Raw genomic sequence first — 23563 nt, forward strand, 5'->3', positions numbered from 1 at the left:
TCAAGCTGGTAGCACTCTCTGGGGGCCTCTGGCGGCTGAGGGCATCTTGCAATCGCGCGGGTGGCTATGGCATCCTCGGCCAGCTTATGCAAGGGAGGGGCGCATGAAAGAGGTACGAAAAGTCCATTACGTCAAGGGTGTGTTTGTGTGTCCAACCTGCAGGCAGTCGTATGTGCAGGAAAAATGGATCGAAGCATGGCGTGTTCGCTGCCACAAGTGCGACTACCGTGGAGCCTTGACGGACGTCTCCGTCGAAGAGCGGATGGAAGAGGAAATCGTCCGGCGTTGATCTGGCGCCAATTCTGCGCGCTCTGTTCTGTTCGCTGTACGTCGACGCGTTCCGAGTTCCTCTCCGGTTCACGACTCTGCTTGCCTAGCACTCTATTCCTCTGTCTCCTTCTGTTGATACCAGGCATCGGATCCTGTGAGGCCTTCGCCGAAGAGCCGGCTTCTCGGGTGAAGGTGCTCGTCACCTACCATTCACATTCCGGCAATACCGAACGTATGGCTGAGGCGGTGGTTGAGGGTGCGAAGAGCGTTCCCGGCACGGAGGTGCTGCTCAAACGCGTGGGCCAGGTGACGGCGGATGAGCTGTTCTCTGCCGATGCGGTCGTGGTTGGCTCGCCGGTCTATTGGTCGAATATGTCGGGTGAGGTGAAGACCTTCTTCGATAATTGGCAGTTTAAATTCGGTGTGTTTCCTGAGTTTAAGATGAAGAACAAGGTCGGCGCAGCCTTTGCCACGGGTGGGCAGGTGTCCAGTGGGAAGGAAGTAACGATGCTGACGATCCTTGCCGCGATGTTGGGCAACCAGATGATTGTCGTCAGCGGAGGCGGGGCGTTCGGCGCCTCTGCCACCACGGAGGGCGACAGCCCTGGCATCGACAAGAATGAATTGGCCGACGCCAAGTCTTTGGGCCGGCGTGTGGCGGAAGTTACGGCGAGATTTAAGGCCGGTTCAGTCAAGTAAGTCTCTCCCGTATGGCTCCCACTCCCTGTTTCGAGCGGCGAGCGGCCGGACGTACGAGGGAGCCAGATAAATTGCAGATCGAGTCGTCTTCCGTTTTCGCGCCTTGATGCCGCTCCTCTCTCCCCCTTATAGTGATGCACTATGCGGAAAAAGACCTCATCCCGTCGCGGGCAAGGGGATCGTCCCATGTCTGAACAGGGGATTGACCTTCCGCGCCCTACCCCCGAATCGTTTGCGCTCCTGGCCGCCTTTCGGGCCATCTCGGCGAATGCTGTATACACGATGGCTCCGAAGGCCGCTGTCCACAAGGGATACGACTATTATCAAGAGCAGCGGCTTCAACATTATGTCTGGAGCCAGGACCGCACAACGCTGACGGCGCAGGTGGAAGGGACGAGGCTCTATGAGGTCGTCTTCTCCATCGTCGACGGGTTCTTGTCTGCCTCCTGCGATTGCCCGGCCTGGGATCCCAGCTGGTTGTGCAAACATGTGTTGTGCGCCTACTTCACGACAAAGCATGTCCTCTCACCGCAGCTATTCAGATTGCCGGGTGGGCATCACAGCGAGCTGCTTGGGCTCCAGGCCGAATTGCTCGGCAACATCCCGGAGCCGGTCCGGACGGCCAAGCCGGTTTCCACCGGAATGGCCCGGAAGGAGTCGGCCTATGAGATTGTCATGGATACTAGCCATCAGCCTCCACAGCTTCTGATCCAGAAGAATGGCGTGCCGCTTTCCGGGGAATGGGGCTCTGACCTTCCCTCTGATCTGATTCCTCTCCTCAATGTGTCCCGGCACATGTCCGGGTTCGGGGAAGACCCCTTGCTCCACTATCTCAGAGTTCACGATAGTCCCTATCCGATCCTGTTGGTCGCCGGGGACGAATCCATCCCGCTTCAATGGAGTCAGTCGGTCAAGTGCCGGAGTAAGACGGAGATCGATCTTGCTGGCGCCCAGATTCGAGTCCGCGCCGTCTGTCTTGTCGACGAGGTCCCGCTTGAGCGGATCGTCCGTTTCAGGACGTTTGTGGCCGATGTGAATGGCGGGCGGCTTCTCTATTTGAAAGACGAGCAGGGCTGGGCGTTGTTCCGCTCTTTGCGGCAATGTTTCAAGGGGGATGAACCGTTTGTCGATCCCTATGCCGATTTCGAGGAGGGAGCCCGTGCGGTGCCGTCATCAGATCAGTCCGGGTATGGGCGATCGCAAGGAGCGGATGAGGATGCGGAATTCACGCTGTCGCTGGAGGATTTTCAGCCCGCACAAATCGATGTGACGCACAAACAGATCAATCGGATCGTGCGCGATCTGCGACTGAAAGTGGAGGGCCAGGATCTGTCGATCCATCGGCCTGCGCTTCTGCCTGTGGACGATGCGCACTCGTATGCGTATGCCCTGATTCTGAAGCCTCCGTCAGGCACCGAAGGCCATCCATCGACCTCATGGACGTTGCAGGCGCAATGTCGCCTCGGCGATTTCCGGTTTGCGCCGAGCCTCGCAACATTTGGGTGCCTGTCGGCGCTGGGGCAGGGCCTGACCCTGTCCGGTGCGTTACGCACATCCAAACGAAAAACCCTGATGTACGAGACCTACTTTAGCCTGCTTGCGGTGCGTGAGGCGAAGGCGCGAGACCAACGTATCAAAATGGCCCTTGGCCTGGACGGTTGGCCACGCGCCGTCAGCGACGAGGCGGCACAGTGGCTCAAGCAGCATCTCTCCGATTATGCCAGGACGGTCGTGCGGCTACAGGCTCACGCAGGGCGATGGGAGCTGCAGCCGGTGGACAAGGCTCGCGAGGCGCAGCTGTACAGGATCCCTTTCGAGGTATTTGGCCCGGAGGTCTTTCGAGGCATGCCGCGCTACGATGAGATGACGATCGACGGGCCGCAGTTGTTCCAGGGGTTGCCGGCCCTCCTGGAGAGACTGGCAACCGATGGGGTCGAATTGCTATATCAGGACAAGCCCATCATGCCTGCTCAATGGGATTGCTCCGCCCAGGTCGAACATATCGAGCCTGAAGGGAGTGGCATCGACTGGTTTGAAATCCGTCCTGAAATCCGATGCAACGGCGTGGTGCTGGACGAATCGGAATGGCGGGCGGCTTTCCTGCAGGGCGGGTTGATGGATGCCGAAGGCGGGTTGCGGGTGCTGGATCGCCAGACGATGGAACGGCTGCGTGCGATCCTCGCCCTGACCGGCGAGGCGGTGGAGGGTCAGGGCGCCTCGAAGATTGTGCATGTGCCACGCCTGCAGATCCTCGACTGGCTGGCGTTGCGGGAGCAGGGAATTACGGTTTCGTTGCCTGCCGAAGACGAGGCCGTGCTGGCGCGTCTCATGGGATTTACGCAGATTGCCGCACGCCCTCTGCCAGAGGGCGTGCAAGCTACGCTTCGTCCCTATCAACGGGATGGGTATGCCTGGCTCGCCTTTCTCTACGAACACCGTTTCGGCGCCTGTTTGGCCGATGACATGGGGCTGGGCAAGACGCTTCAGGCGATCTGTCTCCTGGCCGCCATTCAGGACGGGCATATTAAGACGGCGGCGAGAGTGAAGGGGCCCCATCTGGTTGTCGTGCCGACGAGTCTGCTCTTCAACTGGGAGCAGGAGCTTGCGCGGTTTGCGCCAGGACTAAAAGTCCATGTCTATAGCGGCAGTGAGCGGACGTTCGATGCCAAGGATGGCGAGGTTGTGATCACGACCTATGGGCTGATTCGCCGTGACATCGAACGATTGGAGCGCATGGCGTTCCATGTCATCGTATTCGACGAGGCACAGGCCGTGAAGAATATTCAGGCCGACACGACGAGTGCCGCCCGCCGTCTTGCCGGACGATTTAAAATCTCGCTGACCGGCACCCCGCTCGAAAACCATCTCGGCGAGTACTTTTCTGTAATCGATCTCTGCATGCCTGGATTGCTCGGCGAGTATAGTCGGTTCAAGGCCGGTCTCAAGCGTGTTCAGGGTGCGGCATTGGAGCAGTTGCTTCGCCGGACGAAGCCCTTCATTTTGCGGCGGACCAAGGCAGAGGTGCTCCACGACTTGCCGCCGAAGATCGAGAGCGAGGTGTTCCTCGACTTGACCGATCGGCAAAAGGCCTTGTACCAGCAGACGGTCGCTCAGGTCCGTACCACGATCGACGAGGCCTACCGGACGAAGACGTCCGGCCAGGCACAGTTCATTGCGCTGACGGCGATCCTCAAGCTTCGGCAGGTCTGTCTCTCGCCTCGCTTGCTGACGAACCGGGACGATGAGTCCTCTCCAAAAATCAGTTTCTTGATAGAACGATTACAGGTATTGCTGGACGAAGGGCATAGTGCGCTGGTGTTTTCCCAGTTCACCAGCTTTCTCGATCTGGTGGAGGAATCCTGTGTCCGGCACGGGCTGCCGTATCACCGGTTGGATGGTTCGACGGTGGCAACCGCGCGCAAAACTCGCGTGGCGGCGTTTCAAGGCGGCAAACAGCCTGGCGTGTTTCTCCTCAGTCTCAAGGCGGGGGGGCAGGGGCTGAACCTCACCAAGGCGAGTTATGTGTTTCATCTGGACCCCTGGTGGAATCCGGCGGTGGAAAACCAGGCGTCGGATCGCGCGCACCGTATCGGACAACAGCGGACGGTTTCGATCGTGCGGATTCTCATGCGTCATAGCATCGAGGAAAAGATGATGGCGCTCAAGCAGCGGAAGCTCGATCTGTACGATGCGGTGATGCGTGGCGTGGTGCGTGGCTCAGGGCAAGGGGTCTTGAGTAAGTCCGATTTTGAATTTCTGCTCTCGCCGAATGCGTCCTGAGGACATGGACGCGTCACTGTGATTGCGAGTTGACGAGGTATCGTAGAGTCTTTGGGGGGGGCGGACGCTTGGTTCTGCCTAGTTCCGCACGGCGTTGGGGGAAGGCGTTTGGCAGACACTCGTCGCGATCTGCACATACTCATGGATATTCTTTGAACAGCGACCACAACAGCCAGAATCTTTTAGACCAAACTTCGCTTTGAGCTGGCAGGGCATGATAATGCCGTTCCGTCCAGCTTCACGGACATCCGAATCGGTGATTCCCTTACAGAGGCAGAGGTACATGGGTTGTACTCCTTATCGGCCAGTAAGATTCTTGCTCGTCAGTAACGATTATGATAACCGTTATCAACTGAGTGAATAATACGCCCCTCCTCTCTTTCTGTCAAGAGAGGAGGGGCAGGTAGAGGGCTTGGTGCAGAAGTAGACGGCTAAGGCGTTGCGAAATCTATTGTTTTAGAGCGTCTGCTCCAGCTGATCGACCATCTCGCGGATTGTGTCGAACCCCGATTGCCAAAACTCTTCAGATGACATATCGACGCCGACTTTGGACAGGATGGCCTGCGGCGATTCCGATCCGCCCGTGCTCAACAGCTCGAGATATTTGGGGACAAATGAGGCCCCTTCTTTTTGATACATCCGATAGAGAGCGAGCACGAGCAAGTTGCCGAAGCTGTACGCATAACAATAGAAGGGGCTGGCGAAGATGTGGGGAATGGTCAACCATTCCCATTGAAACTCCTCCGGGACCTTAATTCCCTTCCCAAACTGCTGCCGCACCTCGGCCAGATAGGTCTTGGCCAGATCCTTTACGGTCGCGCCCTGGGCGATCATGGCATGGGCCTGATTTTCAAATTGAACGAAATAGGCCTGCCGGAGGACCGTGGCGTAGATGTCGTCGAGTTGGTTGAGCAGGAGTCCCTGCCGCACCTTCTTGTCCCGTTCCTGGGTCATGAGGGCATCGGACAGGATGCGCTCTCCGAACACCGAGGCCGTTTCCGCCAGTGGAAGGGTGGAGTGGAAGGTAAACGTGGAATGGTGGGACGCCAACATGCCGTGGACGGCATGCCCGAGTTCATGGGCCATCGTCGCGATATCGCGCGCCTCGCCGGTGAAGTTGAGCAGCACATAGGGGGTCATGCCCGGGACGACGCTGTAACAATAGGCGCCGCCGATTTTCCCGGGCCTCGCCCGTGCATCGATATGGCGCTCTTGCACCACCCGCTCCGCCAAGTCGGCTAATTGCGGAGAGAACCCCCGGTACGCATCCAGTACCATCTTGATAGCATCCTGATAGCGATAGGATTTCTGTTCTGTGCGATGTGGCGCATAGATGTGATAGCGGCTCATCGGTGTGATCTTGCAGAGCCGAGCCTTAATACGGAAGTAGCGCTGAAAGATGCCCGCATTCTTGTGACAGACCTTCAGGAGCGACGCTACGGCTGCATCGGGAATGTCGTTGCCAAGATTGCGAGCGGCAATCGGGGCGGCGAATCGGCGAAGCTGGAGATTCTCCGCTTTCCAGTCGTTGACCAACGCTTTGTAGATTTCACCGAGGAGATCGTGTTGATCGGCATAGACGCGGTACAGCTCCCGGTAGGCGGCCTCACGCAGCCGGCCTTGCGAATGGCGGAGATAAGCCGTCAGGTTCTCGCGCGTCATTGTTTTCCGCTTGCCGTTGACGGTGAGCGTGAAGGTGAAGGCGTTCGTCACGACATCGTAGAGCGAATGGACGGCGCTGCGGCCTGTGATGTTCTTGATGTTGACGATCTTCTCTTCCGGCTCGGACAACGTGTGAGGCTGAAACCGGCGAATGGTTTCGAGGTGATACCGGACCGAACCGGTTCCCGCCATGAGGCGGCTCGCATTGTCTTTATCGACGCTTTGCCACCAGAGGTCGAAAAATACCAATCGGTTCTGAAGTGCGGTGAGTTGTTCTTCGACTTTGGTCTTAAACGAACGAGCGGCGAGGTCTTTCGTATTTTCGGAAAACCAGAGATAGGCATAGGCGCTGAGCCGGGACGAGGCAGCCGCGATCTCTTCACTCAGTGTCAGGAGTGGATGGAAGATGGAGGTGGCCATGGTCGGGCTGAGTTGGGTTCGAGCTGCTTCGAATTGTGCGACCTTGGTCTCGATCTCTGCCAACAGGGTGTCGAACTGCTGGACCGGCTCCTTGGCCAAGTGTGAGAGATCCCAGCGCTCGGAATGGGCGCGGCTCTGTTTTTTTAGAGGGGAGGTCTTACGGGGCTTGGCAGTTTTTCGATTTATCTTCGCAGGCATTAGTCGTATCTCCTTCGGCTCGTTTTAAGCAGGTTGCTGAAAAAGTCCTCCAGCTTCGTTCTCGGCTCATCGAAATCCTCAACGTACCCCGAGGGTACGCCTCCAGTTTCGACTCACCTGCGGCCTTGCTGGACGGCCTTTTTGAGCATCCTGCTGATTCTTCTGGCACTATTCCCCTGCGTAATTTGGTAACAGGGCATTAGGAAAAAAGTTAAGATTTCACGCAGTCTGGTAAGTCTTACCTGCGAGTGTGCCAGGCCAGGATCATACCATTCCAGCTTGCGAGGGCGGTGGAATTTTCTCCGGCGTGAGAGGCGGGGGAATCTTCCCTCGCGATGGCATTCTCGGTATGATGCGGAAAGAAGACGGGAGATCTCATGACCGACCAGGAACTCAATCGGGCTGTCCAGTATGTTACCGCCAGCACGTCCTATGGGCGCGACATGGTGGCGGATATTCTCAAAACTGGGTTTGGTGAGTTGACCGCGCTGGCGACGGAATCGTCGGAACGGTTCGAACGTGAGGTGCTGTTGGAATATGTGTGCCAATGGACCATCAAACGTACGGCGCAGCCGGAACCGCTAGTCAGGGAGATCCTTGGCTGTGCCAGCCGCTGGCTGGATGAAGTGTATGAGGAAATTGCCAAGCGCCAACCGGAAGCCCTCGGCCTGATATCCGACAATGATGATGACGATGATGATGATGATGACGCAGAGCCGGTCTAGCAGGGTGACGAGCCAGTCATCCCGATTCGGCTCCAATCCTGGGCATGTGTAAGGCGAATCAGTGAAATGTCAATGTTAGGCAGGCAGCGAGCTTGAGAGCAGTTCGAGATTTTTCGTCACCATCATGTCGCCGTTTTTCGTGGACACATCGATGGCGGTTGCGCAAACGGTTCGGCATTCCTCGATGCGGCCGAGCTTATGGAGCGATTGGGCCAGGGCATAGTAGGCGGCTGAGTAGGTGGGCTTCACGATGACGCATTGTTGCAGGGCCTTGGCTGCTTCTTCGAAGTTCTCATCTTCCATGTAGGCTTTCCCGAGGCCAAACCAAGCCACCTCGTCGTTCGGATCAATGGCCAAGACTTTTTTGAGCGGTTCGATGCGGCGATTTGCCATGTCTTCCTCCAAGTATGCGTGACGATAGCAGCGGCGAGCGCTCGTTGTCTATGCGCTTTCCTGCATGCTACGATTCGCGTATGTGATGAGTGATGCGTGAAGGGTGATGAGCCAGGATGTTCCCGGCTCTTCCGGATCACTGATCACTCATCACCGATCACTGGATTAGACCATGGGCAACACCGGACTCGTCTACGATCCACGCTATCTCGGCCATGATATGGGCGCAGGACATCCTGAGTCGCCCAATCGGCTACGCGCTATCATGCAGCAGTTGGAACAGAGCGGAATGGTGGCTCGGCTGACCAGGATTGAACCGCGAGCAGCTGAAGACGAATGGATTACGCAGATCCATGAACCGTCGTATCTTGCGATGCTCAAGTCTCACGCACCGACCAATGGGCGGGTCTCGCTCGATCCTGATACCTCCATGTCCCCCGGTTCGTTGACGGCCGCCTATCTGGCAGTCGGTGGGGCCTTGGCTGCTGTCGATGCGATCATGAGCCAGCAAGTGGACCATGTCTTCTGTGCGGTGAGGCCGCCCGGGCATCATGCCGAGGCTGGGCGCGCGATGGGCTTCTGTCTCTTCAATAATGTGGCGATTGCCGCACGCTATGTACAGAAGCGCTATGGACTTCAACGAGTGCTGATTGTCGATTGGGATGTGCATCATGGGAATGGCACGCAGCATAGCTTCGAGGCCGATCCCTCCGTGCTGTTCTTCAGCACACATCAGTATCCGCACTATCCTGGCACGGGCCGCGCGACGGAGCGAGGTAAGGGAGCAGGAGAAGGGTTCACGATCAATGTGCCGATGGAAGCTGGGGAGGGCGATGAGGAGTATCGTGCCGTCTTTCAGAAATCATTGGTGCCGGTGGCCGATGCCTTCAAACCTGAATTCGTGATCATCTCCGCCGGCTTCGATGCGCATCGCGACGATCCTCTTGCGAGCATGGGGCTGACCGAAGAGGGCTATGCGGATCTCACCGGCATCGTGGCCGGCATTGCCATGCGCTATGCTCACGGGCGCATCCTCTCGTCGCTCGAAGGCGGGTATCATCTGACCTCCTTGGCTGCGTCGGTCGAGCGTCACATCCAGGCCTTGTTGGCCGCATGAAGACTCCACTCAAAATTCTGTTCGGTTGTATTCTGGCGAGTGCACTTGTCTATGTATATTACACCGAGGTCAAGCCGGTCGTGATTTTCGGGCTGCGCGACGAATATGCCCATGCGATTCCGCTTCAAAAAATTCCAGAGGGGCTGACGAGTCTGAAGGCCGAGTCCTGCGGTCAATGTCACCGCGAGATCTATGACGAGTGGAAGACGAGTATTCATGCCCATGCGTATGAAGATCCGTTCTTTCAGGCTTACTGGAAAAAGGACAAAAATATCTGGGTCTGCTTGAACTGCCATACCCCGTTGGAAAATCAGCAGCCGACGTTGGTGAAAGAGATTCCGCGGGGGCGGGTGGAGAAGGCGGTTCAGGAACCTAACCCCCACTACGATCCTGAGTATCAGAAGGAATCGGTCACCTGCGCGGCCTGCCATGTACGGGACGGCGTCATCTACGGCCCGTTCGAAGATTCCGTCGCGCCGCATCCGACCAAGTTCGATCAGAACTTTCGCACCGCGCAGGTCTGCCAGCGTTGTCATAACGTGGTGTCCGGCCCGGCGCAATTCTACAAGGTCGGCCCTTGCGGGACCTACGCGGAATACGAAGGTAAGTTCTTCATGCAGGAGCGGGGCTTCATTTGCCAGAGTTGCCACATGCCCGAGATCGATCGTCCGGTGGCGACGAATGGTCCGATCCGGCGTGGACGCCAGCATCTCTGGCGCGGCGGGCACGATCCCGATATGGTGAAGCGGGCGGTGGGAATCCAGGTACGGGCCGATACTGTTTCACCCAAACCGGGCGACCGCGTCGGATTTACGCTGACCTTGATCAATGCCGGAGCCGGGCATAAAATTCCGACAGGCGATCCCGATCGGTACTTCACAGTGGAGTTTTCCGTGGAAGATCAGCAGGGGAAGGTGCTCGATCACCAAATATCGACGATGGGCCGTTGGATTCTCTGGCAGCCGGCTATCGTGGAGCTGTATGATAACCGGCTGTTGCCGTTGGCCAGCCGGGAATACCAGTTCCTGTATCAACTTCCGGCGCAGGCCGAGGGCTTGAAAGTAAAGACTCGGGTGCAGTACCACATCCTGACCGATGCGCAGCATGAGATGTTGCAGACTAAATATGGACTGACGGGGAACGACCCCTATCGATTCGTCGTGTATGAGCGGGAGTTTCCTCTGTCCGGTAGGCTCGCGGCGGTATTAAACGAGAGCAATCAGCTCTCGGCAACCAGCCGTCAGCCTGAGGGGTTAAGTTGTAAGGCCGGAGCTGCGGGCTGATCGCTGGGAGCTCACACCACAAAAGGAACGATATGACACATCCGTTGTTGATCGATACTGAAACCCTCCAACAGAGCCTGGGGCAGCCCGGCCTGGTGATTATCGATGTGCGTGGGCGGGCGGCCTATGAGTTCGGCGGCCATATTCCTGGCGCCGTGCATTCGACCTGGCATGAGTACAGCGATCCCCAGGCCGTGCCGAAGGGGTTGCTCAATCCCGATTGCCTGTTCATGGAGCGCAAGATTCGTGCGCTGGGCATCAGTCCGGACAGCGATGTGGTGATCTACTCAAACCCCTTCGATAACTGGGGCGACGAAGGCCGCATGTTCTGGATGTTGGAATATTTTGGACATACGCGTCTGCGCATTCTCGACGGCGGGTGGGTCAAGTGGGTACAGGAGAAACGTCCGTTCGAACATGGGTTGGTCACGCCCAAGCCGGGGACCTTTACCGTCAAACCGGTGGCTGCGGTGATTGCCGCGAAAGACGAATTGAAGCAGCTCGTGAAGCAGCCACGTCCTGGCACCGTGATCGTCGATGCGCGCAGCCTCGAAGAATATCTCGGGAAAGAAGTGTCGGGGATCCCGCGGCCCGGGCACATTCCCTCGGCGATCCATCTGGCCTGGACGGGATTTCTTCAGCCGAATGCGACGCTGAAAGATGTATTGACGATCACGGAGAGCTTAGCCGACAAAGGCCTTTCGCAGGATCAAGAAGTCATCTGTTATTGCACCGGCGGGGTCCGTTCGGCCTGGCTCTATTTTGTCCTCAGGCTTGTGGGCTATCGCAATGTCCGCAACTATCCGGGATCCTGGTGGGAATGGAGTCGGGATTTTGCCTGCCCGGTGGAAAAAGACGCCAAGGGATTGCAGCACATCTTGAACATTGATCCTCAAGTCAGGGCTTCTTGACAGTCAAAAATCGGCTGTGTAAGGTGAATGACCGAAGATACTGCGGATCCCTTTTGCACGTCGAATGAATCTTAACCATTGAGGAGGAACCCATGAAAATGAAAGCCCATCGCGGACTATTGGTCGTTGCAGCGGTTGCCGCGCTTGTTGGTTTCCCACTGTTCACCGGACTGGCTCTTGCCGATAACAAGCATGTGGCTGAAGCCGTGGAACATGCCAAGGAAGCGGTAGAGCATGGTAAGCAGGGGCATGCCGATGCCCTGGTGCAGCATGCCGAAGGTTCGCTGAAACATGCGGAAGCGGCAGGGATCAAGAATCCTCACTTGGACGAAGGCATCAAGCATCTCAAGGAGGCCATTGAGCATGGCAAAGCCGGTCACGCTGACGTGGCAACCAAACATGCCGAGGGCGCGGTCACCCATTTGTCCGAAGTGAAGTAAGTCGTTTCGGCCAGAGATTTTCTTCGAACGGGCAGGGGCGACCCTGCCCGTTCCGTTCTGGGGACATGACAATCATGCGGGTCGGGTATTTTCAGTTCACTCCAGAGTTCGGCGAGGTCTCGCGCAATCTCGATACGATTGTGGAGGTACTCGATCGGGCTGACGCCGATCTGATCGTGTTGCCTGAGTTGTGTGCCTCCGGATATCAGTTCCTGTCGCAACAAGAAGTGTTCGCGCTGTCGGAGTCGGTGCCGGATGGCCCCACGACGCAACGGTTGATCGACCTTGCGAAGCGGCGACGGATGGTGATCGTTGCCGGTCTTCCTGAGCGTGCCGGGGCTACCTGTTATAACGCTGCCGTGGTGGTCGGCCCGTCCGGATTTATCGGCTGTTATCGCAAGACCCATCTGTTTTTTGAAGAAACATTATTCTTTGCGCCAGGCGACACGGGATTTCAGGTGTGGGATATCGGCTCGGCTAAAATCGGCGTGATGATCTGTTTCGATTGGTACTACCCTGAGGCGGCTCGCACCTTGGTCCTCAAGGGAGCCGAGATCATTTGCCATCCCTCGAATCTCGTGCTGCCGGATTGCCCGGATTCGATGCCGGTTCGGTGTCGGGAGAATCGAGTGTTTGCCGTCACGAGTAATCGCATCGGGATCGAAGCGCGAGGCGGCAAAGATCCGCTGACATTTATCGGGAGCAGCGAAATCGTCTCCCCACGCGGGGCTATTCTTCATCGTGCGCCGCGCGACCAACAAGAACTCCATATTGTCGAGATCGATCCTGCCGAGGCGAGAAACAAGGCTCTTACTCCCTATAACGATCTGCTCCGCGACCGCCGCGAATCCCTCTACCGCTAGCAGAATGTTGGCCGGAAAACGCTGAACTGGGAGCGATGAGCGCTGAACAGGGAGGCGTTTCTCTTGTCAGCGTTCCCGTTCATCGTTCTGAACGAGGTTTCCCGTGGCGCTTGCACAGCACCGGCCCGCAGCGTAGGATCATATCTATGCAATCTCCACTGGGAAAAGGTATTTTCCTCATTGCCGCCCCCTCCTTGCGTGATCCGAACTTTCGGCAGACCGTCGTATTGCTTTGCGAACATGGGGCCGAGGGTGCATTGGGCGTCGTCGTCAATCGTCCAACCGCAATGTCGGTCTCGGAAGCGTTACCTCAAGTGCCGATCCTCGAAGGCCAACGGCATGTCCTCTTCTCTGGAGGGCCGGTGCAAACGAATCAGGTGATGATGCTCTATCGCTTGGATCAACTGCCTGAGAACTCCCATCATGTGTTCGATGGGATCTGCCTCGGCGGGGATACAGACCTGGTCGATCGTATTTTGACCACGAGCGGAGGGCATGATGCATTCCGCGCCTACCTCGGATATTCCGGCTGGGGCCCAGGGCAACTGGAGTCTGAAATGCAGACCGGCTCCTGGTTTACCATTCCGGCAGATCCCAATGCCGTGTTCGACAAGGATCCCACCCGTATCTGGCCCGATATTGTGAGCGCCCTGGGTGACGACTACCGTCACTATGCGGATATGCCATTCGATCCCTCCCTGAATTAGCAGGATGCTGAAAAAGTCCGCCAGCGTCGTTCTCGCATCGTTCAGACCCTCAACGTACCCCAGAGAGTACGCCTCGGCCCTTCACTTGCTGCGGTCTTGCTGGACGAACTTTTTGAGCATCCTGCTAGGGGCTTCTCTATCTGGGAGTGGCTCGTGGTTGGGATTCAGTGAGTGCCCTCCAGTTTTTCATTAACTTGTTTGTTTCAAGCCCACTCCTTCCCCGTTCCATTGCAGCCTTCTCGCGCAGGGTGGTACCCTGCGACCTCGCGCGGTTAGCTTCCAGGAGTCGCCCGATATGCTCAAACGGCTTGGCTGTTGGATGGTGCTGGTGTGCCTTGCCGGTGCCTGCTCCGGCTGCGGCGTGCTCTATACCGTGGTGAAGTCGGAATCCAAGCTGGACCGGCTGGCCGTGCCGATGACGAAGGCCGAGGTGATCGAACAGATCGGTCGCCCAGACCGTGTCTTGCGCGACGATGGCCGTCTGCTGGTCTGGGAATATTCCCTCACGGCCCGCAAGCAATGGCTTTATGAGTTGGCGCTCTGCCCGGTTTCGGTCTGGATCGGCGGCTGCATTTTCTATCCCTTCACGAACATTGCCGCGGAACACCAACGCGAATATCCCTACCACATCGTGCTGGTGAACGACGAACTCTGTGCCTGGGGTGCACCCTCAGCCATTCTGCAGCGGCGTCGTGCCTGTGCCTCCTCCGGCACCGCCGCCCTGGGATCCGGCGGAATGCTTGGACGTCCTGAGCCGGTCGTCACCGGCGTCGGCCCCATCAATCGAGGCACGATCGATCGCTATCGCACGATGGCCGTGATGTTGTTTGAAGATGCGCCCGGTGTGCCGGGATCGGGGTCACGGGTTGCCGGTATTGTGACCACCCTCTTGTTGGATCTCGATATGAACATGGTGGAGCGGGCGAAGTTGGATGAGGTGTTGAAAGAACAGGTCATTCAGCTCACCCATGCCGACGATGCCAACGTGCTCAAAGTCGGCAAGCTGGTTGGGGCGCAGGCCATTGTGGTGGGCGAATTGCAACAATGGGAGCGAATTGAGGGAGACCAGGTCAGCCGCGTGTCGCTGGCGTTACGGATGATCGACGTCGAGAGTGGCCTGCTGTTGTTCAACGGGGAAGGGCATGGTTCCGACGCCACGGTCAATGATCCAGAAGGCTTAGCCCGCGTCATCGTCCATCGCATTCTCGCCCGGTTCGGTTCACAAACAGGGTTGCTCGGGTCCGGACGGATCGGCGTCAACTGGGACTTACAAGAATCAGCCGGCGCTCGCTACTACCTCGTGCGGGAACTCCGGAGCAGCCTGCCTGCCGAGAAAGCAGGCCTCAAAGTAGGCGATAGAGTCGTCGCCTGTAACGGCGCGGTATTGTCTAGCGTATCTACGGCGCGGGAAGCGAAACGGCTCTGTCACGTCGATGCAGGGCAGACCCTTCAGTTGGATGTGCGTCGAGCGAGTGAGCCAATTGCGATAACGCTGATAGCTGAGAAACGGCCTGGGCTGTAGGTGCCAGCGTATTATTTATTCATGGGCCAGGAGGGGGGCGAGGAATCGTCCCGTGTGAGACGCCGCTATCTTCGCCACTTGTTCCGGTCGTCCTTCTGCTACGATCTGTCCACCTGCCGAGCCGCCTTCTGGCCCGAGGTCGATAATCCAGTCTGCCGTCTTAATCACGTCGAGGTTATGTTCGACCACCACTACGGTGTTGCCGCTGTCCACCAGTTTCTGCAGCATCGCGAGAAGTTTCTTGATGTCTTCGACATGCAGTCCGGTGGTCGGCTCATCCATGATGTAGAGCACATTTTTTATCGAGGAGACTTTGAGCTCTGCGGCGATTTTCAACCGCTGGGCTTCGCCGCCTGAGAGGGTCGTGGCGGCTTGCCCAAGCCGGAGATAGCCCAGCCCGATGGAGGAGAGCAGGTGGAGTTTCTCGGTGAGCTTGGGTGAGCCGCTGAAAAATCCCAGTCCGTCGTCGACGGTCATCTGCAGCACATCATGAATCGTTTTCCCGCGATAACGGATGGAGAGGACGTTCGGTTTAAATCGTTTCCCGTCGCAGGCCTCGCAGGTCGCATAGATATCTTCGAAAAAGTACATCTCCAGTTTTTCGACGCCGCTACCTTCGCATTTCTCGCACCGGCCTCCGGTGGTATTGAAGGAGAAGTGCCCAGGCGTGAGTCCGCTTCTGAGGGCCTCGCGCTCGGACGCGAAGAGGGCGCGCACTTCATCGAACGCTTTCAGGTAGGTGATGGGGTTCGAGCGTGGCGTACGACCGATCGGTTCTTGATCGATGAGTTTGATGCCGGTGAGATGTTCGACTCCCTTGATCGCGCGAAACTTGCCCATGGGCAGTGACTCAAGACGAAAGGCCCTGGCGAGGGCGCGATACAGCGTGTCTTCGACCAAGGTGCTCTTGCCGGACCCTGAAACGCCGGTGACACAGACCAGCATCCCGAGCGGAATACGGACGGACAGATCTTTGAGGTTGTTCTCGCAGGCTCCGGCGATGACAAGAAATTTCCCATTCCCTTTCCGTCGAGCGCGAGGCGTGGCAATCTCGTCTTCGCCACGCAGGTAGCGTGCCGTGATCGACCGCCGGTCCGCGATGAACTCCTGCCGTGGCGCGGCGCAGATCACCTCGCCGCCCTTTTCGCCGGACAGGGGGCCCATCTCGACGAGATAGTCGGCGGCCAACATCATCTGGCGATCATGCTCGACGACGACGACCGTATTGCCCTGGCTCGCCAGCTCTCGCATGATGCCGGCGAGTGTGGCGGTGTCACGGGGGTGGAGTCCGATGGTCGGTTCGTCGAGGACGTAGAGCGTCCCGACTAGACGGGCACCCAGTTGGTTGGCCAAGGTAGCGCGCTGGGCCTCTCCTCCCGAGAGCGTGCGGGTTTGACGGGAAAGGGTGAGGTAGCTGAGGCCCACGCGGAGGAGAAAGCCGAGCTTGGCTGTTAATTGTCGGAGGATGTCGCGGGCGACCTGCTCTTCATAGGGAGAGAGGGTGAGGGACTCAACCCAAGCGGCAGTCGCTTCGATCATGAGATCGGACACTTCATGGATGTCTTTGCCTGCGATCTTTACGTAGCGGGCGTCCGGTCTGAGGCGAGATCCGTTACAACTTGGACAGGTGACCGGGGTTCGGTAGCGGCTGAGCATCACGCGCACATGCAGCTTGTAACGCTTCCCTTCCAAGTAGTCGAAGAATTGTTGTACGCCCTCCAGCTTGCCTTCTCCCTTCCAGAGGATCTGCTGGATCGTCTGTGGCAGATCCTTGTAGGGGGTCGTGAGGTCGACTTTACGTCGCTTCATGGCGAGGAACATTTGCTTTTGCCACCAATCGCCGCTGGGCTTGCTCCAGGGTTCAATCGCGCCTTGGGCCAGAGACTTGCCGTGGTCGGGGATGACGAGGTCGGGATCGTACCGCAGAATATTGCCGAACCCTTTGCACTCGGGACAGGCGCCCAGCGGATGATTGAAGGAAAAGAGGACGGGCCGAATCGGTTCGAAGGTTCTGCCACATTGTTGGCAACGAAAGTCTGTGCTGTAGGTTCGGGGGCCCTGGTCGATGACCTCCACGCGGCATTGGCCTTCGCCTTCACGAAAGGCGGTTTCAATCGCTTCGACGAGGCGGAATCGGTTGTCTTCCCGGATCACGAGCCGATCGAGGATCACATAGAGGTGGTCCGGTTTGACCGTGGGAAGACCGAGTGTGTCGTGGAGGTCGAGGATGGCCTCGCCACACCGCACTCTGGTAAAGCCGCGCAGCAACAGTGATTGGAGAAAGTCCTGGTCCTGCTTCGGCACCGGTGCTTTGACCGGAAAGAGGATCATGGCTCTGGTGCCGACGCAATGACTCAGGAGGTCGTCGGCGACGCTGCCAGGATGAAAACTGCGTGCTTCGATGGAACAATCTGGGCAGACCGGATGGCCCACTTTGGCGAACAGGAGGCGCAAGAGGTCGGCAATTTCAGTCGTGGTCCCGACCGTCGAGCGGGCGGTGCGGATAGGGTTCTTCTGTTCGATCGCAATGGCGGGCCGGACGTTGATGATCCGGTCGACATCGGGCCGGTTGACCTTATCGAGAAACATGCGGGCATAAATGGAGAGCGATTCCACATAGCGCCATTGGCCTTCGGCGAACAGCGTGTCGAACGCGAGAGAGGATTTCCCCGATCCTGAGACGCCCGTGATGGCTGTGACCTGATTGTGGGGGATACGGAGCGAAATGTTCTTGAGGTTGTTTTGGCGCGCGCCTTCGACGATGAGATCGCGGGAAGGAACAGGTGGCTGTCGAATCTGTGCCATAGACCGGTTGAGAGGAAAAGAAGAAGCGGCATGGTAACAACCCGGCTGCAGGGGTTCAAGGACGGATCGAGCAGCGAGGAACAAGAATAGTTTCTCTCGGATTCGTCTGACTATTTTCTGGCAATTTCTCCTTGCCTCGATTACGCTCGGCGTGAGTTTGGCTCACGGGAAGAGACGATCGATCATGACACATGCTGCGACTCCGGTGGATTACATGGGCCTGGGGCGTCAACTAGCAGGGTTGCTGGGCGCGAGCCTTGAGAGTGCCTCAGGCGATGCGATGAAAGAGCTGGCGCGGGCCTACGATCCCTCGGCCACCGAGGCCCGCATCAGCGCCGAGGTGTTTATTTTTCATAAATATCTCGTCGTACAAGCCTGCGTCGGTGCCTTTCCCGAGTCGCATGTTGAACGGGTGATCGGAGGACTGTTCGCCGCGTTGAACGAAAAAGCCAGGGGGCTTGAGTTCACCCAGGAACGGCAGAACGCGATGGAGCAGATGTGGCAGATGAGGGCCAAGCAGTTCGATGCGCCCTTTACGAAGGATCGGGAGCATTTTCTCGACGAAGCCGCGGACCCGACCTATTGGAAGCAGTCCATTACCAGGTTTTGCCAGAACGTCTGTGAGGTGGAGCAGCCGCCAGATATCTGGGCCGGCGGCAAGGGGCCATCACACGAGGCGAGTCACTGCGTCACCGTCGCGATCGACCGGCTGGTGTCGGCGATGAGTGAAATGAGCCGGTTCCATTTCAACCATCTCGCCTAGCAGCATCCTGCATCCCACTTCGTTAGTTGCGTAGGCCAAGCTCGCCATCGGACTCCTGCCGCCGCGAAAAGGCTGTTCCGCACCCTGCGAGGCCACAACCTCGTTCTCTTCCATTCAATGCCTATATAACGGCGGCCGTGGCCTTCCGTGCGAGGTTATCGGATAGCGAGCTTCAGCAGCCCGATACAACTGAAATATAAAGTCATAGATAGGGCCATGGCCGGCCAGAATCCAACGCGTGGGACGCCAAGAATCATGGCGGTGACGTAGACGATCCAAGGGGGCACAAACCACAAGAGATGCTTTGCGTAGCCCACCAACGACTCGCTGCCCCCATTGAGATAAATCAGAATGAACGTTGCGCCCGTGATGGCGGGAAAGGTGCTGGCAAAGGCGGCGAGAAACGAACGGCCTTGAGAGCCGAAATAGGTCGAGATGCTGACGATGGTGCCACCGAGAAGAAAGTAGAGTGCATATTTGCCGAGTTCGTTCATGCCGTGATTCCTTCGTGAGTTCCCATTATTCCTATGACATCAGCGCGAATCTCGCCGCGCTATACATCACGATGACTTCAATCGCATGCGCAACGATTGTGATGTAGAGATTGCCTGTGCGTACCAAGATGATTCCCCAGATAAGACCGTCCCATAGCGCGATCCAATGAAGATGCTGGAAAGTATTCACCATGAAGGGGTCGAAAGCAAATATCAGTGCGCTGGTGAGGAGGGCGATCGGCGAGAGGCGGGAGGCAAGGTCGGATCTCCACAGTCGCGACTCAAGAGCAGCTAGTCGTCCTAAGAGGAAACCACGAAAGTTCACTTCCACACAGAGCGCGATGCCGCAGATGAACCAGGGTACCATTACGAGGAGAGGGAGCTGGGCATGCGGTGTGGCAGTGAGGAAATTGATGTCATAGCCCAGATACGGATTGACGGAGAGAATCACGAACGAATTCAGGCCACCGAGCAGCAGGCCTGTCAGGAGTCCCCAGCGGAGGCCACTCGCGATCTTCTTTGTCTCGAGCCCCAGCCGAGAGACGATGTTGCTATTGCGTGAGGCCCAGAGGCCCAGGGCAAGGTAGGCGATCAGTTGCGGCGCGAATTGGAGCAGTGGCTGTTCCTGACGCGAGGTGGGGAGGGCGTAGAACGCGAGGGTCGCTGCAATGGGAAGCAGCGCGAGGGCCGCTCCCCGTTCGCCGGCCTGAGCCGGTGTGGCATGAAGACCGGGCTCAGGCGCCATCGTAGATGACCGTTAGTTTAGTTGGAAGTTGTAGCGGTCGAGAGTGGTGGCTTTGTGCCGCGCGAGGTTGGAGAGAGATTTATTGTAGTCGACCGTGGCGCGTAACTCATTGCCTTGGGCCGTCGCAAGATCCCGCTGGAAGTCGAGGACGAAGCGAGTGGTGCTGAGTCCTACCTTCAGCCGCTCTTGTTCCGCTTGCAACTGTTTCTCGGCCATGATTCTGGCCGATCTGGTGGTTTCGATCCGCTTGAAATCCGTTTGGACACGTCGGACCGCTTCGCGCACACCGACGATGATCTGCTGTCGCACGCTCACGAGCGAGGCTTCGGCATTTTTGGCTTCGAGCTGCCGCTTGCTGTAGGTGCTCCAGGCTGAGCGGTTGCCGAGGGGATAACTGAGGACGAGGCCTGCGCCATAGTTGTAGTAGTCTCCGCTCAGGTTCTTGTTCACCGAATCGCCGTAGTCTCTTCCCAGCCCTGCCATACCCATGGTGCCTTGGAACGAGAGGGTCGGGAGAATCTGGTTTTTGGCAAACTTGGAATTGATATCGCTCGTCTCCATATTCTTTTTTGCCTGGACGATTTCCGGCCGCTGCTCGATCGCCGTGTCGATGGCTTCCTGCAGGCTGATCGGTTCGAGCGTGACGGTCGGTTGGTCGAGTGGGGTCAGACGCAAGTCTTGACGCAAATCCTCTTCCGCCGGATTGAGGAGTCGGCGCAGTTGATCTTCCTGGTCTCGAATCGTTTTATCCGCAACCAGCACCTGCTCGACCCGCGATGCAACGGCTGCTTCGGCTTGCAGGACATCGACGATCGACATGATGCCGGCCTTCGCCTTCGCCCGGTTACTGGCCAGGAGCTCCTGCGCCGCTTTCAAGGCGGCCTCGGCGACTTTGAGATTCTCGTTGGCAAAGACGACTTCCCAATAGGTTTGCTCCACGGTGGCCAGGACGGTCAGGACGCGGTCGCGAAAGATATGTTCTTCGACGATGGCATTGTTCTGCGCCACGCGAATGAACGTCTTGGTAATGTCGAGGCCGGCGTTGCGGAGTAAGGGTTGTGTGAGCGTGAGTGCGAGGCCTCCTGTATAGGCGGGGTTGAAGAGGAATCCGGTGGCCACATTCTGGTTGACGTTCGATCGAGAGGGGCTATAGTTCAGGTCGACGTTGCCGCCGGTGAGCAAGTTCGTCGTCGCATCGAAGGTGACGGATTCGCTCCGTTGATCGAAGGTCGTAATTTGGCCCAACGTGTTACCGGTTCCGCCGAACACCGGTCGGTTGAGCGGGTTTACCGTTCGATTGTACTGTCCGTTCACGCTCAGCGTCGGATCGAACTTGGCTTGTTCGACCGTAATGTCCGCCTGTCGGCTCTCCTTCGTCTGGCGGCTGATACTGATGTCCAAGTTATGCTTCAGTGCTTGAAGCGCCGCGTCGGCAAGGGAGATGGTCTCCCGACGTTCAGCCGGTGGAGTCTTCCCGACTTCCAGCCCCCAACTGAGGCCAGGTGACAGGAGCAGGCCTATGCCAGCGGCATAGCTGCATGTGCGCCACCATCTCTGTGTCCTGGTACCCTGCTCCATAACGCCCCCTTTGATCGACAATGAATATTGGCCCATACTATAATGATTCTATGCAAACCTGTCATGGACTAAGTGCAATCAACGGTCAGGGCCATCGGGTTCTGATGCGTCCTCTGGTGATTGCTGCGCTGGCCCTATCGCTGTTCTCGCTCCCGTCGCTGGACGCGCCCCTGTGGGCTCAATCCGTTTCCAGTGTCCGCTCATTCGACGGAGGGGTTGCGCCTCTGTTCAATTTGACCGGCCCGGGAAACCTCTATCTCGACAATCAGGGCACACAGGGATTTCTCTACAATTCCGGGAATAATTTTCAAACCTTCAGTTTTCGGAACCCCACGACCGGTCAAGCTTGGAGCGGGGCTGTGAGCACACTCGGACCGCAACTCTCGATCGGGCTCATCCAAGGCGGGAACCAAAGCGGGGGTGCGCTCGTCCTCCCAGGTCCTCCCCGCCAAACCGCGCCACTGCCATCGATTCAGTCCACTATTCTCGACGACATCCCATAAGTTCAGGCTTGGGGTGTGGGGTGAGAGGCCGGAGGCGGACCTCTGACAGATCGAACATTTCTCGCTTTACCCCTGGCCCTTTGCCCCTAGCCTTGCGCCAGTTCTATTCAGTATTTGCCAGTTGCCAGGTGAGGGCGAGGACATACCGAGCCACTGTTTGCAGAATCTCAGGATTGATTGTGTCGGCGCTGTCAGTGGGCTGGTGGAAGTGTGGGTGAACTCCGCCGCTGACGACCGTGATGGTTGGGATTCCTGCCTCTTTGAACGGCACGTGATCGCCGCCGGGGAAAAATCCATAGAGGTCAAGTTTGTCGGTGAGCCCTGCCGTCTGTCCCGCCTCTACCGCGAGGCTCTTGTCCAATCCTGTTACGCCGACGGTCAGCCTTCCGTTTCCAATTCCCGCATGGTCGATGTTGATCATGGCTCTAGTCGAGCCAATGGGGACCACCGACCGTTGGAGAAACAGACGCGAGCCGATGAGCCCCTGCTCTTCTCCGCTAAACGAGACGAACAAGACCGTTCTTCTGCTTCGTCTTTCTGAGTTGGCCATGGCGCGGGCGACTTCCAACATCACGGCTGTGCCGGAGGCATTATCGTCGGCGCCGGGGAAGAGCAGGCCGGCTTGCCGTCCGAAATGGTCACGATGCGCACCGATTATGAGCACCTCATGTGTCTTCTTCGGATCGCTCCCAGGTAAGAGGGCGAGCACGTTCATGAGGAGGCCTTCTTCCTGGCGAGTCTGCCAATCGAGAGAGGCGTAGCGGCCGGTGTTGATAGATTGTGTGGCAGGGGAGCGATTCAACTGTTCTTGTACGTCCTGCAGCCGGCTTGGTCGTGCTTGATCGGGAGTGGCGAGGATCTGCTCGGCTAGACCGGTATTAATCCAGGCTCCCGGGATGGTCTCCGATCGAGGAGAGAGTCCATAAAAGGCGCCAGGTTTTCCCGTGACGCCGCGTCGCGACTCATAGGCGCTGAGTATCGGTCCAGTGGCGGTGAAATAACCGATTGCGCCGTTTTGTCGTGCGACTCGCACCTTCTCTGCATGGCTGACGGTCCCTTTGTAATGGGGCGGCGTGCCGCGGAGGAAAAGGACTAATGCGTTGGTCGTATCGACTCCAGCGTAGTCGTCGATGCCCTGCGTCGCGTCGACGATTCCATACCCTACAAACACGATTGGCCCGCGCACTTCGGCAGAGGGTGAGTCGAGGATGGGGAGATAGTCTGTCCCGAGTTGCTGGACGAGCGAATCATTGCCCGATGAAATACGGAGGACGGGGTCCGGTGCGATGGTCGAGGCTGTGACGGCGGTTGTCATCTGTCCGCTGGGGACTCCAAGGTCCGGCCCGCTCGAAATGAATGGATCGAGGCCAGCATTTGCGGGTGAGAGGCCGGACTCATGAAACCTCCTCGTGATCCATGCTGCCGAGCTGGCATCGTTCGCGGTGCCAGTTTGGCGGCCGTTGAATGAAGGGCTGCTGAGGATGGTGATGTCGGCGAGCATACGTTCAGGGGAGAGGCTGTCGAGGGCGCGCAGCCATGCCGGATGATATTCCTCGGATTGCGCGAAGCAGAGAGTACCGAAAGAGAGCAGAACGAGGAAGATTCCCAGGCCTGTGACGACAATGCAGGCGCGAGAACCGTGAGAAGTTGAGCTGTTCATACGGTGAGCCTTTCGAGGTGCGGCA

Annotated in this window: 21 protein-coding genes; 13 read left to right on the forward strand and 8 right to left on the reverse strand. The window is 57.8% G+C overall.

What is annotated here, in order from left to right:
- Positions 1-103: 103 nt before the first annotated feature.
- The 3 genes from Q8N00_06985 (at position 104) to Q8N00_06995 (ending at position 4749) form a co-directional block, all read left to right on the forward strand.
- Entirely contained in the window at positions 104-289 is a 186-nt protein-coding gene (locus Q8N00_06985) for a hypothetical protein (protein MDP2382532.1), read from the forward strand.
- An 80-nt stretch (positions 290-369) separates the two neighbouring features.
- Complete coding sequence (locus tag Q8N00_06990) at positions 370-969, forward strand: NAD(P)H-dependent oxidoreductase (protein ID MDP2382533.1); 600 nt, start codon at positions 370-372, stop codon at positions 967-969.
- A gap of 186 nt (positions 970-1155) precedes the next feature.
- Positions 1156-4749 carry a DEAD/DEAH box helicase gene (locus Q8N00_06995; protein MDP2382534.1) on the forward strand — a complete coding sequence of 1198 codons (3594 nt, stop codon included), beginning with the start codon at positions 1156-1158 and terminating at the stop codon, positions 4747-4749.
- A gap of 78 nt (positions 4750-4827) precedes the next feature.
- On the opposite strand, the gene Q8N00_07000 is transcribed toward Q8N00_06995, so the two are convergent.
- A complete protein-coding gene (locus Q8N00_07000) occupies positions 4828-5034 on the reverse strand; it encodes a (2Fe-2S)-binding protein (GenBank protein MDP2382535.1) in 207 nt (68 codons plus the stop codon).
- A 171-nt stretch (positions 5035-5205) separates the two neighbouring features.
- Positions 5206-7029 carry a M3 family oligoendopeptidase gene (locus Q8N00_07005; protein MDP2382536.1) on the reverse strand — a complete coding sequence of 608 codons (1824 nt, stop codon included), beginning with the start codon at positions 7027-7029 and terminating at the stop codon, positions 5206-5208.
- A 377-nt stretch (positions 7030-7406) separates the two neighbouring features.
- Here Q8N00_07005 and Q8N00_07010 point away from each other — a divergent pair, with 377 nt between their 5' ends.
- Entirely contained in the window at positions 7407-7754 is a 348-nt protein-coding gene (locus Q8N00_07010; protein ID MDP2382537.1) for a hypothetical protein, read from the forward strand.
- Between the two features lie 75 nt (positions 7755-7829).
- Here the strand turns inward: Q8N00_07010 and Q8N00_07015 are convergent, their stop codons facing one another.
- Positions 7830-8147, reverse strand: a complete 318-nt coding sequence (locus Q8N00_07015; protein ID MDP2382538.1) for a tetratricopeptide repeat protein — start codon at positions 8145-8147, stop codon at positions 7830-7832.
- Between the two features lie 172 nt (positions 8148-8319).
- Between Q8N00_07015 and Q8N00_07020 the strand changes: the two genes are divergently transcribed.
- The 7 genes from Q8N00_07020 (at position 8320) to Q8N00_07050 (ending at position 14990) form a co-directional block, all read left to right on the forward strand.
- Entirely contained in the window at positions 8320-9264 is a 945-nt protein-coding gene (locus Q8N00_07020; GenBank protein ID MDP2382539.1) for a histone deacetylase, read from the forward strand.
- Positions 9261-10547, forward strand: a complete 1287-nt coding sequence (locus Q8N00_07025) for a multiheme c-type cytochrome (GenBank protein MDP2382540.1) — start codon at positions 9261-9263, stop codon at positions 10545-10547. Before Q8N00_07020 ends, Q8N00_07025 begins: the two co-directional genes overlap by 4 nt.
- 32 nt (positions 10548-10579) lie before the next feature.
- Entirely contained in the window at positions 10580-11458 is an 879-nt protein-coding gene (locus Q8N00_07030; protein MDP2382541.1) for a sulfurtransferase, read from the forward strand.
- A 92-nt stretch (positions 11459-11550) separates the two neighbouring features.
- Positions 11551-11898 carry a small metal-binding protein SmbP gene (gene smbP, locus Q8N00_07035; protein ID MDP2382542.1) on the forward strand — a complete coding sequence of 116 codons (348 nt, stop codon included), beginning with the start codon at positions 11551-11553 and terminating at the stop codon, positions 11896-11898.
- Between the two features lie 74 nt (positions 11899-11972).
- Positions 11973-12761, forward strand: coding sequence for a nitrilase-related carbon-nitrogen hydrolase (locus Q8N00_07040; GenBank protein ID MDP2382543.1), 789 nt, complete (start codon positions 11973-11975; stop codon positions 12759-12761).
- 146 nt (positions 12762-12907) lie between these two features.
- A complete protein-coding gene (locus Q8N00_07045; GenBank protein ID MDP2382544.1) occupies positions 12908-13468 on the forward strand; it encodes a YqgE/AlgH family protein in 561 nt (186 codons plus the stop codon).
- Positions 13469-13763: 295 nt separating this feature from the next.
- Entirely contained in the window at positions 13764-14990 is a 1227-nt protein-coding gene (locus tag Q8N00_07050; GenBank protein ID MDP2382545.1) for a PDZ domain-containing protein, read from the forward strand.
- Between the two features lie 15 nt (positions 14991-15005).
- On the opposite strand, the gene uvrA is transcribed toward Q8N00_07050, so the two are convergent.
- The gene (gene uvrA, locus Q8N00_07055) at positions 15006-17795 is read right to left on the reverse strand and encodes an excinuclease ABC subunit UvrA (protein MDP2382546.1); all 2790 of its coding nucleotides are present in this window, start codon (positions 17793-17795) and stop codon (positions 15006-15008) included.
- A gap of 184 nt (positions 17796-17979) precedes the next feature.
- On the opposite strand from uvrA, the gene Q8N00_07060 reads away from it, so the two are divergent.
- Entirely contained in the window at positions 17980-18558 is a 579-nt protein-coding gene (locus Q8N00_07060) for a hypothetical protein (GenBank protein MDP2382547.1), read from the forward strand.
- Between the two features lie 155 nt (positions 18559-18713).
- On the opposite strand, the gene Q8N00_07065 is transcribed toward Q8N00_07060, so the two are convergent.
- The 3 genes from Q8N00_07065 to Q8N00_07075 are packed head-to-tail and all read right to left on the reverse strand — an operon-like array spanning position 18714 to position 21411.
- Positions 18714-19052: a DUF3147 domain-containing protein gene (locus Q8N00_07065; protein MDP2382548.1), complete on the reverse strand. Its 339-nt coding sequence runs from the start codon at positions 19050-19052 to the stop codon at positions 18714-18716.
- 31 nt (positions 19053-19083) lie between these two features.
- A complete protein-coding gene (locus Q8N00_07070; GenBank protein MDP2382549.1) occupies positions 19084-19797 on the reverse strand; it encodes a CPBP family intramembrane metalloprotease in 714 nt (237 codons plus the stop codon).
- A gap of 12 nt (positions 19798-19809) precedes the next feature.
- Positions 19810-21411, reverse strand: a complete 1602-nt coding sequence (locus Q8N00_07075; GenBank protein ID MDP2382550.1) for a TolC family protein — start codon at positions 21409-21411, stop codon at positions 19810-19812.
- A gap of 14 nt (positions 21412-21425) precedes the next feature.
- Here Q8N00_07075 and Q8N00_07080 point away from each other — a divergent pair, with 14 nt between their 5' ends.
- The gene (locus tag Q8N00_07080; GenBank protein MDP2382551.1) at positions 21426-21878 is read left to right on the forward strand and encodes a hypothetical protein; all 453 of its coding nucleotides are present in this window, start codon (positions 21426-21428) and stop codon (positions 21876-21878) included.
- Positions 21879-21981: 103 nt separating this feature from the next.
- On the opposite strand, the gene Q8N00_07085 is transcribed toward Q8N00_07080, so the two are convergent.
- Complete coding sequence (locus tag Q8N00_07085; GenBank protein ID MDP2382552.1) at positions 21982-23538, reverse strand: M28 family peptidase; 1557 nt, start codon at positions 23536-23538, stop codon at positions 21982-21984.
- Between the last annotated feature and the right edge of the window lie 25 nt (positions 23539-23563).

Source organism: Nitrospirota bacterium, from assembly GCA_030684575.1.
GTDB lineage: Bacteria > Nitrospirota > Nitrospiria > Nitrospirales > Nitrospiraceae > Palsa-1315.

Bases quoted from the DNA above. Each gene is read 5' to 3' on its own strand.
- Q8N00_06985 (MDP2382532.1), top strand. From the start codon at position 104: ATGAAAGAGGTACGAAAAGTCCATTACGTCAAGGGTGTGTTTGTGTGT.
- Q8N00_06995 (MDP2382534.1), top strand. From the start codon at position 1,156: ATGTCTGAACAGGGGATTGACCTTCCGCGCCCTACCCCCGAATCGTTT.
- Q8N00_07000 (MDP2382535.1), bottom strand. From the start codon at position 5,034: ATGTACCTCTGCCTCTGTAAGGGAATCACCGATTCGGATGTCCGTGAA.
- Q8N00_07005 (MDP2382536.1), bottom strand. From the start codon at position 7,029: ATGCCTGCGAAGATAAATCGAAAAACTGCCAAGCCCCGTAAGACCTCC.
- Q8N00_07010 (MDP2382537.1), top strand. From the start codon at position 7,407: ATGACCGACCAGGAACTCAATCGGGCTGTCCAGTATGTTACCGCCAGC.
- Q8N00_07015 (MDP2382538.1), bottom strand. From the start codon at position 8,147: ATGGCAAATCGCCGCATCGAACCGCTCAAAAAAGTCTTGGCCATTGAT.
- Q8N00_07020 (MDP2382539.1), top strand. From the start codon at position 8,320: ATGGGCAACACCGGACTCGTCTACGATCCACGCTATCTCGGCCATGAT.
- Q8N00_07025 (MDP2382540.1), top strand. From the start codon at position 9,261: ATGAAGACTCCACTCAAAATTCTGTTCGGTTGTATTCTGGCGAGTGCA.
- Q8N00_07030 (MDP2382541.1), top strand. From the start codon at position 10,580: ATGACACATCCGTTGTTGATCGATACTGAAACCCTCCAACAGAGCCTG.
- smbP (MDP2382542.1), top strand. From the start codon at position 11,551: ATGAAAATGAAAGCCCATCGCGGACTATTGGTCGTTGCAGCGGTTGCC.
- Q8N00_07040 (MDP2382543.1), top strand. From the start codon at position 11,973: ATGCGGGTCGGGTATTTTCAGTTCACTCCAGAGTTCGGCGAGGTCTCG.
- Q8N00_07045 (MDP2382544.1), top strand. From the start codon at position 12,908: ATGCAATCTCCACTGGGAAAAGGTATTTTCCTCATTGCCGCCCCCTCC.
- Q8N00_07050 (MDP2382545.1), top strand. From the start codon at position 13,764: ATGCTCAAACGGCTTGGCTGTTGGATGGTGCTGGTGTGCCTTGCCGGT.
- uvrA (MDP2382546.1), bottom strand. From the start codon at position 17,795: ATGGCACAGATTCGACAGCCACCTGTTCCTTCCCGCGATCTCATCGTC.
- Q8N00_07060 (MDP2382547.1), top strand. From the start codon at position 17,980: ATGACACATGCTGCGACTCCGGTGGATTACATGGGCCTGGGGCGTCAA.
- Q8N00_07065 (MDP2382548.1), bottom strand. From the start codon at position 19,052: ATGAACGAACTCGGCAAATATGCACTCTACTTTCTTCTCGGTGGCACC.
- Q8N00_07070 (MDP2382549.1), bottom strand. From the start codon at position 19,797: ATGGCGCCTGAGCCCGGTCTTCATGCCACACCGGCTCAGGCCGGCGAA.
- Q8N00_07075 (MDP2382550.1), bottom strand. From the start codon at position 21,411: ATGGGCCAATATTCATTGTCGATCAAAGGGGGCGTTATGGAGCAGGGT.
- Q8N00_07080 (MDP2382551.1), top strand. From the start codon at position 21,426: ATGCAAACCTGTCATGGACTAAGTGCAATCAACGGTCAGGGCCATCGG.
- Q8N00_07085 (MDP2382552.1), bottom strand. From the start codon at position 23,538: ATGAACAGCTCAACTTCTCACGGTTCTCGCGCCTGCATTGTCGTCACA.